Here is a 16,289-nt window from a genome sequence, read left to right as displayed (position 1 = left end):
ACCACGAAACCCGAGGGCGCTGATTTCGCTTCTGGTAGCAAGATCATCCAAGGTGAGCAAGACAAGGGGCCCAACCCCTGTGGTGCAGGCCCGCCGAAGAAGGCATCGCTTCCGGGACACGCCTGGGTGTTCCGCTCAGAGCGGGGAGCACTCCGCGACCAGCGCACTCCCCAGCGGTGAGCGGGTGTAGAAGACCTCGCGGCCCGCGCGCCAGGATTCCAGGAGGCCCGCGTCCCTCAGCGCGGTCAGGCTGGAGGAGGCCGTGGCCGGGGCGAGATCGAGGATCCTGGCGAGGTCACGAGTGGTCTGCGGGGTGTTCAGGCGGGTCAGGATGCGGGCGCGGGTGCGCCCCATCACCTTCGCGAGGGCTTCGGGTGGGCTGCCCGGGGTCGTCCACAGGTCGCCTACGCCTCGGGCGGGGTAGACGAGGGTGGGCTGCCAGGGTTCCTCGCTGATGAGGATCAGCTCCGGCCAGATGAAGGCGCTCGGCATCAGGACCAGGCCCCGGTTGCCCAGGTGGAGTCTTTCGGGGGCGGAGGGGCCGGCCATGTTCAGGGTGTCGCCCTCCCAACGCAGGCGGTCGTCCAGGCCGGTCATGAGTGCTTCCAGGCCTTCGAGGGCGAGCACGCGGGAGCGCAGGGCGATGTCGGCGTCCAAGAGGGACCGCAGGCGCGGCCAGTGCGGTCGGACCAGGTCGTTCCAGCAGCTGGTGAGCAGGTCCGCCATGGTGTCTCGGGTGGCGGCGGGGTCGCTGAGGAGCGGTTCCGTCGTCGCTGGCGGGAGGCGGCGGTGCGGGGCGAGCAGGCTCAGGCGTAGTTCGTGGTCCACGCGGTCGGGCGAGGTGGTCCGCAGGCGTGCGATTCCGTCCTCGAAGCTGGTCAGCGGGGAGTCCGGCGGGGGAGTGAGGAAGTCCGGCACGTAGCCCGGGCGGGGGAGGAGCAGCCGGATCGGGGTGAGATCGAGCTGCTCGGGGAGCCTGGCAGCGCGGAGCCAGGGCAGATGGAAGCTCTGCCGGTGCGGTTCGAACAGGGTGTGCACGGCGGCGAGGGTCTCCCAGAGCGGAGAGACGGCGAACCGGCAGCGCAGCAGGTCCTCGTGCTCGAAGACGACCTGGCCTGGCATGTGCGTTCACCTCCCAGCTGGATTCGAAGATAGCCGAATCTGTTGAGGCGGGTGCGTCGCGGGCCCAGGGTGGGCCCATGTCCTCCTCTTTTCGTCGGGTGCTGTCCGTGCCCGAGTTCCGTGTCCTCTTCCTCGCGGAGATCCTGTCGATTCTGGCACTGGTCGCGGTTCAGATCACCCTGTCCGTGCTGATCTTCGAGCGCACCGGTTCGCCGTTGCTGTCCGCACTGGCCTTCGCCCTGGGGTTCCTGCCGCAGCTGGTCGGGGCCTCGTTGTTGTCGTCGGTCGCCGATCGTTTCCCCGCGCGCCGGGTGATGGTGATCGCGCAGCTGGTCAGCGGTGCGGTGATGGCGTGCATGGCGGTGCCCGGTACGCCGGTGTGGGTGATGCTGGCGCTGCTGGTGGTGAGCGGCACGGTCGCGCCCGTCTACTCGGGGGCGAGGTCGGCCGCGATCGCGGACGTGCTGGACCGGGACGGGTTCCCGTTGGGGCGTTCGCTGCTGCGGATGGCCGCGCAGACCGCGCAGATCGCCGGGTTCTCGTTCGGTGGGGTGCTGATGCTGGCCACCTCACCGGCCGCGGCACTGCTGGTCGCCGCGGCGCTGATGGCCGTCTCGGGGCTGTTGGTGGGGATGGGGACGCGGGCACGGCCGGGCCGGGAGGTCGCGGGCGGGCTGGTCGGTTCCTCATGGGGCGGGGTACGCGAGGCCTTCCGACTTCCCCGGCTGCGGGCGGTCTTCCTGCTCACCTGGGTTCCGGCGTCGCTTTTCGTGTGGTCCGAGGCCCTGGCCGCCCCACTGGCGGCGGGGATGGGCGGTGGTCCGATGCTGGTGGCGATGCTGCTGACCGCCGGGCCGGTGGGCACGGTGGCGGGTGAGCTGCTGGCGGGTGCTTTGCTCACCGCCGAGCAGCGGCGGCGCTGGATGCTGCCGTTGGCCTGCGCCACCTTCGTTCCGTCTCTGCTGTTCCTGCTGAACCCGGGGCCGGTGCTGGCGGTGGTCGCGCTGGTGGTGGGCGCGCTCGGGTACGGCTACACGCTGGCCCTGGACGCGCTTCTGTTGGAGGCGACCCCGGAGGAGATGCGCGGGCGGGTGTTCTCGGTGGCTTCGGCGGGATTGATGATCACCCAGGGAGCGGGGTTCGCCCTGGCTGGGGCGGTGGCGGAGTTCGTGCCCCCGCACCTGGCGGTGGCCCTCGCGGGGGTGGGTGGACTGGTCGCGGTGGCGGTGTTCGGGCGGCGGTTCACGCGCAGGAGCGGCCAGTGTGGGGGAGTCCGTGTGGTCGGCTAGCCCGTGGGCGGACTCCGCCGGCATGGAGTTTCCTGATGTGCGGGGTATCGAACCCTTTGGTGGCTAAAGTCACTTTTGTGCCAGAAGTGTTAATGAAAACGGTTATCGTCGGCTAGTCTTTGGCCTCTCGGTCGCGGGTTCACGCTGCCGATCCCGCTCCCCTGTCCTCCCTGGAAGTAGTCCCGTGCACTCTCACAAGAGCCTTCCCGCCGCCTGCCTCGGCATGGCGTCCGTCCTCCTCCTGTCGGCCTGCTCTTTCTCTGGCGAGGACACCGACGACGGCAGGATCGCCCTGGCCATGATGCAACCGCCCAGATCCGGCCTGACCCCGCTGAGCGACGACGCCTTCAAACTCTCCCGTTGGAGCGCCGCCGAGACGCTGGTCAACCTGGACGAGGAGGGCGACCCTCAGCCCGGGCTGGCCACCGAGTGGATCCAGGTCGACGACACGACCTGGGAGTTCACCGTCCGAGACGGGGTCGTCTTCCAGGACGGCACGGAGCTGACCGCGGACACGGTCGCTCACGCCCTTTCCTACGCAGCCGCTGCCACGCCCAAACCACGCATCCTCGACGGTGTGGAACTTCAGGTGAGCGCGGACGGCGACACCGTTACCGTCGCCACCGCGGAGGAAGACCCCCTTGTGCCCCAGCGGCTGTCCTCGCCCCAGCTGTCGATCCTCGCTGAGAGCGCCTACTCCGGCAACACGGTCGACCCTGTCGGGACCGGCACCGGCCCTTTCGAGATCGTTGAGGTCAACGGCACCACCTCCGCCCGCCTGGACCGCTTCGACGACTACTGGGGTGAGCTCGCCCTGGCCACCGGCATCGACGTCAGCTTCGTCCCGGACGGCACCGCGCGCGCCGCCGCGCTGCGCACCGGTGAGGCGGACATCGTCGAGTCCATTCCCACATCCCAGGCCTCCCTCCTGGACGAGGACACCATCACCGAGGTGCCGATGCCGCGCACCAACACCCTGTACCTGAACACCCAGGACGGCCCCTTCACCGACCCCGGTCTACGCGCCGCTGTACGCGAGGCCATCGACGCCGAAGCACTCGTGGAGGGCGTCTACGAGGGACGCGCCGACATCGCCGAGGGTCTGTTGGGCCCGGCACTGCCCTGGGCCTCGGAGCGCACCGACCGCACGGACGCCACTGAATCGGACGAACCCGACGGAATCGCCATTACCCTGGCCACCTTCACCGACCGCGCCGAGCTGCCCGAGGTGGCGACCGTTCTGGAGCAGCAGCTGGAGAGCGCCGGATTCGAGGTCGAGCAGGTGGTGCGCGAGTACGCCAACATCGAGGAGGACGCGCTCAACGGCGAGTTCGACGCCTTCATCCTCTCCCGGGCGACCGTGCTCGACTCCGGAGACCCCGCCGCCTACATGACCAGTGACTTCTCCTGCGTGGGATCGTTTAACATCGCGCAACTGTGCGACGAGGACGTGGACGAGGCCCTGCGTGCGGCTGAGCGGGCTCCTGCCGGCGACGAGCGCCGTGCCGCCATCCTGGAGGCCGAAGCCGCCGTACTCAGCACCGACGCCGCCATTCCGATGCTGCACGAACGGGTGATCCAGGGTGACGCCGCCCGCGTCCAGGACTCCGCCAAGGACCCGCGTGAGCGCGTCCTCGTCACCGCGCAGACCAGGCTGAACTGATGTCCGGTGCGGTGTCCCTCCGAGGCAGGGGGCCCGGGCCGCTCCTTTCCCGGGTCTGCGCGCTGGCCGTCATCACGGTCGTGGTCGGACTCCTGCCGTGGTTGTCCGGACGCGATCCCGCTCTGGCTCTGCTCCGTGCCCGATCCGCCGAGCAGGAACCCACCGAGGAGGCGCTGAACGCCATCCGCGAGGACCTGGGGCTGGCCGAGGGGCCCGTGGCGCTGTTTGGTCACTGGTTCAGCGGGGTGCTGCGCGGCGATCTCGGGACGTCCTGGGTCTCCGACGCACCCGTGCTGCCGTCGGTCATGGCGGCCACGGGGGTTTCGCTCCTGCTCATGGGGTCGGCTCTCGTGGTCGCCCTCACCGTTGCGGCCGCTCTGTGCGCCCCGGTCCTGATTCGCGGGGCACGCGGCACACTGCGGTCGGGCAGGTCCGGTAGCGGTGCCCTGGCCGCGATGTTCACCGCCCTGCCCGAGTTTCTCATCGCCATCGTGCTGATGCTGGTGGTGTCGGTGTGGTGGGGGTGGCTGCCTCCCTACGGCTGGCAGGGGCCGCAGAACCTGATCCTGCCCGCGCTGGCAATGGGCATTCCGACGGGCGGGCTGCTCGGTCGGCTCGTCGACGACGCCCTGCCCTCGGTCTTCTCCGAACGCTGGGTCGCACTGTGGGAGGGTTCGGGCTGCTCGCCTGCCATGATCGGAGCAGCGGCACTGCGCCGGGCCACCCCGGCCCTGGTCCCCCAGCTGGGTCTGGTCGCGGTCAGCCTCGTCGGCGGGGCGGTCGCGGTCGAGACGATCTTCACCGTTCCCGGTATCGGCCGCACCGCGCTGGGCGCTGCCCGGTCCCAGGACCTGCCGATGCTGCAGGGGTCGGTTCTCGCCCTCGTGCTCCTCGGAGTGCTCGCCGGAATACTCGCCCAGTTCACGCACCGCCGCATGCTCGGCCCGGGGCTGCGTGACGCCGCCCTGTCGCTGCCTCCGCCGCCACCCGCCGAGGCGGGGGCGCTCCGTCGCTCGGTGCCCCTCGTCTGCGCGGCCGTACTGATCACGGTCTCCTTGTGGGGCCTGACCCGGGACGCGTGGACCGTGGACACAGCCCTGCGTCTGGCTCCGCCTTCGTGGACACACCCCCTGGGGACCGACGCGGTCGGACGCGACGTGCTCGCCCGGCTCGGACACGGCGCCGTCTCCACCATCGGCATTGCCGCGCTGGTGTGCCTGGTGAGCCTGCTGATCGCCCTGTTCATCGGCTTCCGGCCCGCCCTGGCCACGGGCGCATCCGAGATGACCAACGCCCTACCCCCGGTGATCGCCGGGATTCTGGTGGTCGCGGTGCTGGGACCCGGTGTACTCGGTGCTTCCGTCGCCATCGCGTTGGTCTCCTGGCCACCGCTGGCGGCGCACGCCGCGGCACTGGTCCAGGAGACCCGTGCCGCCGCCTACCTCAGCGCTCAACGGGCCATCGGCGCCGGACCGGGATGGATCCTGCTACGGCACGTGCTCCCGGCCGTCGTCGGCCCGGTGGGGCGGCACGCGGTCCTGCGGTTGCCCGGTATCGCACTGGCCCTGGCCTCATTGGGCTTCCTGGGGCTGGGAGCGCAACCACCGTCCGCCGAGTGGGGCCTGAGCCTGTCCGAGTCCCTGCCCTACGTGGAGCGAGCACCCATGGCCACCCTCGCGCCGACCGCGATGCTGCTGCTGCTCGCCGCGTTCGCGGTGTCCCTGTCCACTCTGCCGACGGGCGCTTGGTCGCGGTACCGTCGCCAGGCGCCAGATGCTGGGCCTGCCACTTCGGAGAAAGCGGTGCCATGAACGGCGACACCGTCTTGTCCGTGCGGGACCTGCACGTGACCCTTCCCGGCCCTCGGGGCGGTACGGTCCCCGTGGTGCGGGGCCTGTCCTTCGACGTGTCCCCGGGCGAGACGTTGGCCCTCGTCGGGGAGTCGGGGGCGGGCAAGTCGCTCACGGCCCGCGCCGTTGTGGGGATGACGCCCCACGGGGCAACGGTCACCGGTAGTGTCCGACTGGCCGGTACCGAGGTGGTCGGCGCTTCACCGTCGACCATGCGCTCCCTGCGCGGACGCCGTGTGTCACTGATCCCTCAGGACGCGCTCTCCGTGCTCAGCCCCGTGCACACCGTGGGAGGGCAGCTCGTCCGGGCCCTACGGTCGGTGCGGCGCATCAGCCGGGCGCAGGCGTGGGAACGGGCTGTGGCGGCGCTGGAGCGGGTCGGCATCCCCGACGCCGCACGGCGCGCCCGGGCCTATCCGCACGAGTTCTCCGGTGGCATGCGTCAGCGAGCGGTGATCGCGATGGCCATGATCAACGAGCCCGACGTGGTGTTCGCCGACGAGCCGACGACCGCCCTCGACCCCCGGATGCAGGCACGGGTGCTGCAGCTGCTCGCGGAGCTGCGCGCCGCCACGGGCACGGCGCTCGTTCTGGTCACCCACGACCTGGAGGTGGTCCGCGGACACGCCGACCGGGTACTGGTGATGTACGCCGGGCGGCATGTGGAGTCAGGCGGAGCGCAGGAGGTCTTCGCCGCGCCGCGGGCGCCCTACACCGCGGGTCTGCTCGCCTCGCTGCCTACGCAGGGATCCGAGGGCCGTCGCCTTCCCTCCATCGGCGGTACGCCGCCGTCCCCGTCGGCGCTGCCCTTGGGCTGCGCCTTCGCCCCGCGCTGCCCCTTGGCCGAGGAAAGCTGCGACACCGTCGAACCGGAGCCGGTCCCGGCCACGGCACCCGGGCACCTGGTCTCCTGCCGGCGGTGGCAGGACCTGCCCGTGCCGGCGAGAGACCTGTTCATCGAAAGGACGCCATGACCGACACGGCGCAACCCCTGCTTCGGGTACGCGATCTCGTGGTGCGCTACCCCGGAGGCTCGCGGAGGGCGCCCGGGGTCCTGGCCGTGGACCACGTCTCCTTCGACCTCCAGGCGGGGGAGACACTCGCTCTGGTCGGGGAGTCGGGGTGCGGCAAGTCCAGTACCGCATCGGCGGTGACCGGTCTGCGCAGGGCCGATTCGGGATCGGTGTGTTTCCTCGGGCGTGAGTTGACCACGATGAGCGAGCGGGAGCTGCGGCCGCTGCGCCCCGCCCTGCAGCCGGTCTTCCAGGACCCCTACGGTTCGCTCAGCCCCCGGCTGAGTGTGCGCGAGGCCCTCGCCGAGCCCCTGCGGGTACAGGGGCGCTGGGACCGTGAGTCCGGCCCCAACCGGGTGGCGGAGCTCATGGCCAAGGTGGGTCTGGACGCCGTGCACGGGTACCGCAGGCCGCACGAGCTGTCCGGCGGGCAGTGCCAGCGGGTCGGGATCGCCCGAGCGTTGGCCTGCGAGCCGCGGCTGCTGGTGCTGGACGAACCGGTGTCCGCACTCGATGCCTCCGTGCGTGCGGGGGTGCTCAACCTGCTCACCGACCTACAGGAGGAACTCGGACTGGGTTACCTGTTCATCTGCCATGACCTCGCGCTGGTGCGGCACCTCGCGCACCGGGTGGCGGTGATGCGCCAGGGCAGGATCGTGGAGACCGGTTCCGCCCGCCAGGTGTGTTCGGAGCCGACCGACCCGTACACGCGGGAGCTGTTGGCGGCGATGCCAGGGCGGGGGCCTCGACCTGTCCCGGCCGCGCCGTGACCCCCGCGACCCGGACGCGGCGGCCCCGTTCACGGGGGAGTGCTGTGCTCCGAGACTTGCGGGAGGTCGGCCCGCTGCTACGCCTGCTGATCGGATCCCAGTTCGCGTTCAACGTCGGCTTCTTCGTGGTCCTGCCCTATCTCGCCGCGCACCTGGGCGGCGCACTCGGTCTGGCCGGGTGGCTCGTGGGCCTGGTCCTGGGTCTGCGGACGTTCAGCCAACAGGGTCTGTTCGTCGTGGGTGGCGCGCTCACCGACCGGTTCGGCGCGCGACCCGTGGTGGTGGTCGGCTGTGTGCTGCGCGTCGCCGGGTTCGTCTGGCTGGGGTTCGCGCAGGGCACCGCGGCGGTCATCGGGTCGGTTCTGCTGGTCGGGTTCGCCGCCGCTCTGTTCTCCCCGGCGGTGGAGACGGAGGTGGCGCGCCAGGCGGTACGGCACGAACAGGCTGTCGGGACGCCGCGCACGCGGGTCCTCGCCCTGTTCTCCGTCGCCGGCCAGGCGGGGACACTGATAGGCCCGCCGCTGGGCGCCGTACTGCTGCTCGGCGGGTTCAGGGCGGCGTGCCTGGTCGGTGCCGGAGTGTTTCTCCTGGTGTTGGCGGGGCACTTGCGCCTGATGCCCCATCGCGCTCCGGGGGCGCCGACGACAGGCGACAGCGGACGTCAGTCCTTGCGGGAGAGGTTGCGACCGCTGTGGCGCAACCGCCCGTTCCTGTGGCTGTGCCTGGCTTACAGCGGTTATCTGCTGTCCTACAACCAGCTCTATCTGGCCCTGCCCCAGGAGGTGGAACGGGCGACCGGCACACAGACCGCGCTGGGTTGGCTGCTCGCCTACGCGTCGGTGCTCTACATCGCGGTGCAGCTGCCCCTGCTGGGGTGGGCGGGCGCCCGGCTCTCGCGCCGCGGGACCCTGCGGTGGGGGCTGCTTCTGATAGCGGCGGGCTTCGCCGTCTCGGCTCTGCTGATGCCCACCACCGTTCTCGGCGGGTTGCTGCCCTCGATCGTGTTCGTCACCGCGCTCACCCTCAGCCAGGTCCTGATCGTGCCCACCGTCCGGGCCTGGGTCCCCGACCTGGTCGACGACCGGCAGCTCGGTCTGTTCACGGGCACGCTGTCCTCGCTTTCAGGTCTGGTGGTGCTTCTGGGCAGTGTCCCGATCGGAGCGCTGCTGGACCTGGCGGGTCCGTGGGCCTGGGGGGTGCTGGCCCTGGTCCCCCTGGCCGGGGCCCTCTGCGTTCCCCGGAGCGAGGGGACGCCTGGGCATGGGGCTTCCTGAACTCCGGGCACGGATCACCTGAAGGACGCATGGCTATCTAGTCCGCGCGGCCGAGAAGGGTCCGGGGCGGCGCTACTACCAACTGACCGACCAGGGCCGTGCGTTGCTGGCCGAGCAGGGCGCGGCCTGGCTGGAGTTCGACGGATCAGTACGCGAGGTCCTGGCGAAGGGCGGAATCCGATGAGTTACCTGGACGAGCTGGAGACGCTGCTGCGTGAGCGGGAGGTCCCGGAGGAGCGGGTTCGGGAGACGGTGGACGACCTGGCCGCGTTCGTGGCCGAGGGCGGTGTGGACCCGAGGGAGGAGTTCGGTTCGGTCGAGGAGTTCGCCGACGATCTCACCGGGGGGAACGAGGGTGCCGAGGCTGGAACCGAGACCATGGTCTGGGGTGCTGACTCCTTCGAGGCCCAGAGGCGGTTGAACGAGCTGGGCGCCCAGGGGTGGGAGGTCGGCCACCTCAACGGCAAGGGGGCCTTCGTCAGCCACCGGGACGAGAACCCGCAGGCCTGGGAGTACCGGCAGGAGTCCGCGCTCGGGAAGCGGGAGCGGGCCCGGATGGCGGAGCGGCTGGCGCCGGAGGGCTGGGAGCCGTGCGGGCACTACTTCACCTTCGCCTACTTCAAGCGGTCCCGCGCCGCGCTGGTCGGTCCGGAGGCGGAGTTGGACGAGCGTCCCGAGCCGGTCCGGAAGCGGTTCTTCTGGGGGTCCCCGGGGCTGTGGTGACCACGTTCTTCCTGGCGCTCCTGATGTTCTCGCTGTTCATCCTGGGCCGGACCCTCTGGGAGGGCGACACCGCCGACCGGTTGATGACCCTCTTGGACGCCCTGGTGGGCGGGCTCCTGGGCCTGGCCGTCATGACGGTCGTGGTTTGGCTCTTCTTCAAGCTGTTCGCCCGGATCAGGAACCGCTGACCAGCGCCCGGGACAGGCGCTCGTGGGCCTGGACCAGGGAGGGGCCGTACCAGGTCAGGTCCCGCCCGGACACGAGGACCGAGGGTGGGGCGAAGGCCTCCGGGCCGTCTCCGGCGCTGAAGGCGTAGGGCTCGTCGGGCAGGAGCACCAGGTCCGCCCCGTCCGCTTCGTCGGGGTCGGTTTCGGGGTAGCGCCCGGGGAGGCCGGCGAACACGTTCTCCGCACCCAGCCGGGCGAGCAGGTCGTGGGCGAAGGTGTCGGCGCCCACGAACATCCACGGGTCCCGCCAGATCGGTACCGCCACCCGAATCCGCTCCGCCGGGGCGGGGCCTCCCCACACCGACTCGGCATCGGACAGCCAGGCGGGGGAGGACCCGGGTGCCAGGGCGTCGAGCAGTCGGTGCAGTGAGGCGAACGCCTCGGTGAGAGTGCGGATGTCGGTCACCCACACCGGGATCCCGGCCTCGCGCAGCTGGAGGACGTGCCGTTCCCGGTTCTCCTCCCGGTTGGCCACGACCAGGTCCGGGGCGAGCTCGACGATCCGCCGCACGTGCGGGTTCTTGGTGCCGCGCAGCCGTTCCACCGCCAGATCAGGCGGATGGGTGCACCACACGGTCGCGCCGACCACGGCTTCGGGAACGGTGTGCGCGATCGCCTCGGTGAGGGAGGGCACCAGGCTCACCACCCGGCCCGGCACCGAACCCAACGGAACCGGATGCCCCAGGTCGTCCTCGGGGAGGGTCACCCGGCGGCGCTCGGGTGCCAGGCCAGCGCTCCGGTCCTGCGGCGGGCCAGGGAGGGGCCCTCGATCTTCTGGTTCGGATCGCCGCCCCACCCGGGTGCCAGGCCGTGGCACCGGAGGGCCTCGACGATCTCCCGGCCGACGGCGGCGTGTTCGGCCGGGGAGTCCTCGACGTAGGAGCCGAAGCCGAGGAACGGAGCCAGTCGCTCGGCGTCCTGCCGGTGGTAGTACACGTAGCCTCGGACCGGTGGCAGCCCGCCACGGGCGCGTTCGCCGCGCAGCTGCTCGGCCTCTCCGGCCAGCTCCGCCGTTGCGCAGGAGTTGCAGCAGGCGTAGTTCTCCCGGGCCAGGATCCCGGCGGCGTCCAGATCGGCGAAGGCCGCGGTCAGTCGCTCGGAGTCCAGGACCGAACCGCCCTCCTCCATCTCCGCCGTCTCTTGCCGTCGCAGGGCCGAGGCGAACTCGGCATCCAGCAGCGCGACCATCCAGTCGCGCTGGAGGTGGGGATCGTCGGTGGGAAGCAGCTCGGGGTTCTCGACGTACTCGGCCAGGCCGTCCAGGATGAGGTCGTCGATGCGTCTGTCGACGATCTCGTCGAAGCCCAGCACCCCCAGAACGACCTGGGCGCACAGGTTCGCCCAGGTCTCACCGAGGATCTTGTCCGCGTCCGCGTTTGGGAAGGGGTTGTCCATGACACCGATTATGCTTGCCGTCGCCGACGTTTTCGGGACCCTTCAGAACCCGACCACGGGGCGGGGCGTGTAGTGCCGCTCCAGCTCCTGGGCCTCGTCGTCGGTCAGCTCGATGCCCAGCGACTCCACTGCGTCGGTGAGGTGCCTGGGCTTGGTGGCGCCGATGATCGGTGAGGTCACCGCGGGGTTGCGGGAGACCCAGGCCAGGGCCACCTGGGCCCGGGGCACACCGCGCTTCTCGGCGATCCGGCCCACGGCGTCCACGATCGAGCGGTCCTCCTCGCGGTACAGGGTGCCGCCGAACACGTCGCCCCTGGTCCGGGCGGTCTCCGTACCCCACTCGCGGGTGAGCAGGCCGCGGGCGAGCGGACTCCACGGGATCACCCCGATGCCCTCGTCCGCGCACAGCGGCAGCATCTCCCGCTCCTCCTCCCGGTAAAGCAGGTTGTAGTGGTTCTGCATGGTGGCGAACCGGGTCCAGCCGTTGACGTCGGCTACGCGCAGGGCCTTGGCGAACTGCCAGGCGTACATCGAGGAGGCACCCACGTAGCGGGCCTTGCCCGCCTTCACCACGTCGTGTAGGGCTTCGACGGTCTCCTCCAGTGGGGTGGCGGGGTCGAAGCGGTGGATCTGGTAGAGGTCCACGTAGTCGGTGCCCAGCCGCCGCAGGCTGTGGTCGATCTCGGCCATGATGTTCTTGCGCGAGAGCCCACCGCCGTTAGGGCGGTTCTGGCGCATCGGCGTGAACACCTTGGTGGCCAGGACGATCTCGTCGCGGTCGGCGTACTCGGCCAGCGCACGGCCGACGATCTCCTCGCTGTGGCCGTCCGAGTAGGTGTTGGCGGTGTCGAAGAAGTTGACGCCCGCGTCGAGGGCCTGGCGGATGAACGGCCTGCTGGTCTCCTCGTCGAGGGTCCAGTCGTGGCGTCCCCTCCCGGGGGCTCCGTAGCTCATGCAGCCGAGGGTGACGCGCGAGACGTCCAGGCCCGTCCGGCCCAGCTTGACGTACTCCATATGCTCTGCCTCCGCCGAAGGGTGTGCGGTCACGGTGGTCCGGACAGGGGTGTTGTCGGACCACCCTCGGCAGACCGCGACCGAGCCTAACCGCCGGGCGTCCGGCGTGGAAGGGCCGGGTTCAGGGGCGGTGGACTTCGGTCAGGGGGCCGAAGTGGTTTCGGGTGTCCTTGACGAGGGAGGCGAGCAGGGTCTCCGTGAGCGGTGTGCCCAGCTGCATGGCGCTGTCCAGGCCCTTCCACGGGGCGAAGGCGAAGGACCACACGAGCTTGCTGCCGCCTTCGAAGGGGAGCACGTGGTAGTCCTCGGCGAAGGAGCTGAAGACGGGGAGGGTGGCCGCGTCGGCGTAGAAGGACTTGCGGCGTTCGGCCTCGTCCCAGTGGAAGAACTTCTCGTGCATCCGGTACGTGCCCAGCACGGTGGCCTCGCGGGTGGTGTCCGTGCCGTAGGGGGCCTCGGAGGTGTAGTGCACGTCGGAGAGCGCACGGCACCAGGACAGCGGGCGGGGCGCGGTCAGGCCCGCCCAGACCTCGTCGGGGGAGGCCGCCAGTTCCAGGCCCACTCTCCAGCGCATAGGTGCGGTCTCGAAGAAGGTCTGGTCAACGGGGTGGAGCCCGTAGCGGAAGTTGAGCACGAGGGGTCCTGTTCGTCCGGTGGCTTTTGGTGAAGGTACCAAGACCCGGGTGAGGCGCCCGACGGGGGCGGTGCCCGCCGGCGCCGCCCCCGTTGTCCGGCTTCCTACTCCTTGGTTGCTCCCACCAGCCACGCGACCTTGTGGGCGGTGAGCGACACGCTCCCGCTGTTGCCCAGGTGGACACCGAACGAGGCGATGAACGCGAAGTCGTGTTCGCGCCGCTCGCAGATCACGTCCTCGACCGCGTAGGTGGAGGACGGGTTGCGCACCCGCAGGCACAGGGCGGGGTCGTCCATCACCTCCGACTGGACTTCGTAGCGGGACAGTTCGCTGGCGAGCTTGCCGAGGTGCTCACGCTCCTCGGAGGGCACGCGGGTCGGCTGCTGGTCGTTGGCCTGTCTCGACTGAGCCATGGTGGTTCCTTTCGTGTCAGGCACGGTGCTTTCCTCGACGCCCTGTCCGTAATTGTCGCTCAGGGTCAAGTTACTAATCCGTACCGTGCTCACGACACGCCGTTAGGACACCGAACTGTCTGAAATCCAGTCGCCTCGGTACATCACCTCGGAGACCGAGAGGTCCTCCTCCAGAACGATGAGGTCGGCGTGGCCCCCGACCTCGATCCGCCCCGTGCCGGAGAGCCCGAGCGCCGCCGCAGGGACGGAGGAGGCCGAGCGCACGGCCCGGTCCACCGGCACGCCCACGGCGACCGCGTTGCGCACAGCCTGGGGGAGCACGATCGTGCTGGAGGCGATCGCCCCGTTCTCCACGAGGCGTGCCTCGCCGCCCTGGACCTGGACCCGGAGATCCCCCAGGGTGTACTCGCCATCGCCCAGACCGGTCGCCGACATCGCGTCGGTCACCAGCGATACCCGTCCGGGCCCGGCTGCGTCGAAGACCAGGCGCGCGGCCCCCGGGTGGACGTGCACGTTGTCCAGGATCAGCTCCACCGTCACCCGCTCGTCGCCGAGTACCGCCGCGATCGGCCCCGGGTCGCGGTGGTTCAGCGGCCGCATCGCGTTATAGATATGTGTGGCCACTGTCGCCCCCGCCTCGATCGCGGCGAGGGTCTGCTCGTAACTGGCCTCCGTGTGCCCGACCGCCGCGACCACGCCGCAGGAGCGTGCCGCGGCGATCAGGTCCAGGGCGCCGGGCAGTTCCGGGGCCACCGTGATCATCCGGACGTGCCCGCGCCCCGCCTTGAGCCAGGCGTCGAACTCGGAGGTGTCCGGGTCGCGCAGCAGGTCCGGGTCGTGCGCCCCGCACTTGGAGCGCGCGATGAAGGGGCCCTCCAGGTAGATCCCGGCCAACTCGCCCTCGTCGCACAGCTCGGCCAGTGCCGAGACCTGCCGCAGTGTGCTCTCGGGGGTGGCCGCGACCAACCCGCCGACCAGGGAGGTCACCCCGGCTCGGCGGTTGAAGGCGATGATCTCGCGCACGCCCTCCGGGTCGGCCTCGGGGAAGGCGTGCCCCGCCCCGCCGTGGATATGGGTGTCGACCAGCCCCGGTACGACCAGTCGTCCGCCGACGTCGTGCCGGTCGCCCGCGCCGGGGTCACCGGGTTCGCCGGTGCCGAGCTCGGCCACCCTGCCGTGCTCGACCCGGACCCAGCCTTCGTGGGTTCCGTCGGCCGTCACGACGCGCGCGCCGGTCAGGGTGAGGGGTGTGTGGGCCATGTCTGGGGGTCTCCCTGTGTCTGGAGGTACCGCCGTCGGGCGGGGTGTCGGGCGTTGTGTGTCGTAAATTACATTCGCGTGGCCGGGTGGTTCGGCGGGGGTCGTGCGCACCCCCGTCAGGCCACGTATTCCCAGGGGAGACAGGGTGATCCCGCTCCCTGGGACGCTTGTCCGCGAGGTGGACCGGCACCCGCGGAGCCCGACACCCCCAAGGAGGGGTGGCGGCACGCATTGACGATAGCGGCCGGGTCGCATCATGATGGAGACATGTCCGCCGGTGAGCTGCTTGTCCAGCGCCTGCATGTCGATCTGAGACAGCAGGCGAGCGCGCTCTGTTGTAGCTAGCGCCTTGCGGGGCCCACGAGCCCCGCGCCACGGTTCTGACCCGTGCCCCTGGCCCTTACGCAGACACCGGACGCTCATCTTTCCCACTTGGGTCCCGGACCACTTCCCGGTCCGTGTGAGCACCCCGCCTGAGTCGACGCACACGAGCCCCGGACGACGAAGTCCCGCTCAGCCTCGGTTCATGAGGAACGACGGTCCTCCTCCGGTGTCAACGAATCCGATCACCGCCCCCCGCGTTCCCTTCCGGTCGATCCCGGCTCGCTCTGACCGAACCCAGGAGTTCTCCGCTATGACTCGCTTCACCGTGCTCGTCGCCGCCCCCAAGTCCCAGTCCTCCGTGCACACCGCCGCCCTACGCGCCGCCGCCGAGGTCGCCGCCCGTGCCGGGGTCACCTCGCCCCCCGAGGTCATCGATCTGGCCGAGCTCGGCCCGGACCTGCTCGCCGAGTCCGCCGCCTCCGTGAGCGACGCCCTGGAGCGGGTCCGCCGGAGCGACGTCCTCCTGGTGGCCTCCCCACAGGTGCACGGCACCTACACCGGACTGCTCAAGGTCTTCCTGGACCGGCTGCCCGAGCTGGGCCTGGGCCACACCGTCGCGGTCCCGCTGGCCGTCGTCGACGACCTGCGCAACAGCCACGGAATCGAGGAGGACCTGCGCGTCCTCCTGGCCGACCTGGGCGCCTGGGTGGCCGAGCCCGGCCTGATTCTGGCCGAGAACGAGACCCACCAGCCCGAGAGTGTCGTGCGCGCCTGGGCGGACATCGCCGCGCCCGGCCTGCGCCAGGCCGTCTCCGTCGCCGCCTAGTGGAAACACTCGGCAGAGCCACCGCTTGAGCGGTCCAGCCACGTGAAGGGGCCCGCGTCCGAAACCGGGATGCTGTTGGCGAATCAGCAGCGTTGGGGCCCGGAGAAGCGGAGAGGCTGACATGGGGAGGCTTCTCTGCGTCAGGCTCGGGCAGGGCATCCGGGGTGAGGGCTGTGTGGGGTCTGGGGCTTGGGGCCTGTGTGGGGTCTGGGGCTTGGGGCCTGCGGTTCGGGTTGCGGTTCCCCCGTTTCCCGCCGCTTGATGGTTGCCGTCTCCGCTGCGCGCGTCAAGGTCGTCGCCGTCGCGGCTTCGCCGGATCGGGGCGCTCCACCTTGACCCGCTTCGCTACGACGGCGGTGGGCGGCTATCGGGAAACGGGGGAGGTGTGGTCCGGGGTGGCCAACGGGCCCCAAAGGGGCCCAACTACCTCGGCCTTCGGCCGGTGCCTTCCCCAGGCCTGCGGGGATCGGGTCGCGTGTCGCGGCCGGTCAT

At 70.7% G+C, this 16,289-nt stretch carries 16 protein-coding genes and 1 pseudogene; 10 read left to right on the top strand and 7 right to left on the bottom strand.

Features of this window, described 5'->3' with window-relative positions; genetic code table 11:
• Positions 1-135: 135 nt before the first annotated feature.
• Positions 136-1,122, bottom strand: a complete 987-nt coding sequence (locus D457_RS0131290; protein WP_017584612.1) for an ArsR/SmtB family transcription factor — start codon at positions 1,120-1,122, stop codon at positions 136-138.
• A 77-nt stretch (positions 1,123-1,199) separates the two neighbouring features.
• On the opposite strand from D457_RS0131290, the gene D457_RS0131285 reads away from it, so the two are divergent.
• The 9 genes and pseudogenes from D457_RS0131285 (at position 1,200) to D457_RS37400 (ending at position 9,892) form a co-directional block, all read left to right on the top strand.
• Positions 1,200-2,411, top strand: a complete 1,212-nt coding sequence (locus tag D457_RS0131285; RefSeq protein WP_026117210.1) for an MFS transporter — start codon at positions 1,200-1,202, stop codon at positions 2,409-2,411.
• Between the two features lie 184 nt (positions 2,412-2,595).
• Positions 2,596-4,074, top strand: coding sequence for an ABC transporter substrate-binding protein (locus tag D457_RS0131280; RefSeq protein ID WP_017584610.1), 1,479 nt, complete (start codon positions 2,596-2,598; stop codon positions 4,072-4,074).
• The gene (locus D457_RS0131275) at positions 4,074-5,885 is read left to right on the top strand and encodes an ABC transporter permease subunit (RefSeq protein ID WP_017584609.1); all 1,812 of its coding nucleotides are present in this window, start codon (positions 4,074-4,076) and stop codon (positions 5,883-5,885) included. The genes D457_RS0131280 and D457_RS0131275 overlap by 1 nt, the downstream gene beginning before the upstream one ends.
• Positions 5,882-6,898, top strand: coding sequence for an ABC transporter ATP-binding protein (locus tag D457_RS0131270; RefSeq protein ID WP_017584608.1), 1,017 nt, complete (start codon positions 5,882-5,884; stop codon positions 6,896-6,898). The genes D457_RS0131275 and D457_RS0131270 overlap by 4 nt, the downstream gene beginning before the upstream one ends.
• Entirely contained in the window at positions 6,895-7,707 is an 813-nt protein-coding gene (locus D457_RS0131265) for an ATP-binding cassette domain-containing protein (protein WP_017584607.1), read from the top strand. The genes D457_RS0131270 and D457_RS0131265 overlap by 4 nt, the downstream gene beginning before the upstream one ends.
• A 44-nt stretch (positions 7,708-7,751) precedes the next feature.
• Positions 7,752-8,981: an MFS transporter gene (locus D457_RS0131260; RefSeq protein ID WP_239646270.1), complete on the top strand. Its 1,230-nt coding sequence runs from the start codon at positions 7,752-7,754 to the stop codon at positions 8,979-8,981.
• A 43-nt stretch (positions 8,982-9,024) separates the two neighbouring features.
• Positions 9,025-9,165: pseudogene (locus tag D457_RS35240) on the top strand (PadR family transcriptional regulator); the annotation flags it as partial.
• A complete protein-coding gene (locus tag D457_RS33865; protein WP_017584605.1) occupies positions 9,162-9,704 on the top strand; it encodes a hypothetical protein in 543 nt (180 codons plus the stop codon). The pseudogene D457_RS35240 and the gene D457_RS33865, both read left to right, overlap by 4 nt.
• A complete protein-coding gene (locus D457_RS37400) occupies positions 9,701-9,892 on the top strand; it encodes a hypothetical protein (RefSeq protein ID WP_239646269.1) in 192 nt (63 codons plus the stop codon). The genes D457_RS33865 and D457_RS37400 overlap by 4 nt, the downstream gene beginning before the upstream one ends.
• Here the strand turns inward: D457_RS37400 and D457_RS0131250 are convergent.
• The 6 genes from D457_RS0131250 to nagA form a co-directional block, all read right to left on the bottom strand.
• Entirely contained in the window at positions 9,879-10,637 is a 759-nt protein-coding gene (locus tag D457_RS0131250; protein ID WP_017584603.1) for a helical backbone metal receptor, read from the bottom strand. The genes D457_RS37400 and D457_RS0131250 overlap by 14 nt on opposite strands.
• Positions 10,634-11,326 carry a DUF6891 domain-containing protein gene (locus D457_RS0131245; RefSeq protein ID WP_017584602.1) on the bottom strand — a complete coding sequence of 231 codons (693 nt, stop codon included), beginning with the start codon at positions 11,324-11,326 and terminating at the stop codon, positions 10,634-10,636. Before D457_RS0131245 ends, D457_RS0131250 begins: the two co-directional genes overlap by 4 nt.
• A 42-nt stretch (positions 11,327-11,368) precedes the next feature.
• Complete coding sequence (locus D457_RS0131240) at positions 11,369-12,340, bottom strand: aldo/keto reductase (protein WP_017584601.1); 972 nt, start codon at positions 12,338-12,340, stop codon at positions 11,369-11,371.
• Between the two features lie 121 nt (positions 12,341-12,461).
• The gene (locus tag D457_RS0131235) at positions 12,462-12,974 is read right to left on the bottom strand and encodes an SRPBCC family protein (RefSeq protein WP_017584600.1); all 513 of its coding nucleotides are present in this window, start codon (positions 12,972-12,974) and stop codon (positions 12,462-12,464) included.
• Positions 12,975-13,078: 104 nt separating this feature from the next.
• The gene (locus tag D457_RS0131230; protein ID WP_017584599.1) at positions 13,079-13,387 is read right to left on the bottom strand and encodes a hypothetical protein; all 309 of its coding nucleotides are present in this window, start codon (positions 13,385-13,387) and stop codon (positions 13,079-13,081) included.
• Between the two features lie 102 nt (positions 13,388-13,489).
• Positions 13,490-14,647 (bottom strand): N-acetylglucosamine-6-phosphate deacetylase, encoded by a 1,158-nt coding sequence (gene nagA, locus D457_RS0131225; RefSeq protein WP_017584598.1) that lies wholly within the window; start codon positions 14,645-14,647, stop codon positions 13,490-13,492.
• A gap of 634 nt (positions 14,648-15,281) precedes the next feature.
• On the opposite strand from nagA, the gene D457_RS0131220 reads away from it, so the two are divergent.
• Positions 15,282-15,797 carry an NADPH-dependent FMN reductase gene (locus D457_RS0131220; RefSeq protein WP_017584597.1) on the top strand — a complete coding sequence of 172 codons (516 nt, stop codon included), beginning with the start codon at positions 15,282-15,284 and terminating at the stop codon, positions 15,795-15,797.
• The last annotated feature ends 492 nt before the right edge of the window (positions 15,798-16,289 follow it).

The organism is Nocardiopsis valliformis DSM 45023 (assembly GCF_000340985.1).
Lineage (GTDB): Bacteria > Actinomycetota > Actinomycetes > Streptosporangiales > Streptosporangiaceae > Nocardiopsis > Nocardiopsis exhalans.
This window is presented reverse-complemented; position numbering and strand designations above follow the sequence as displayed.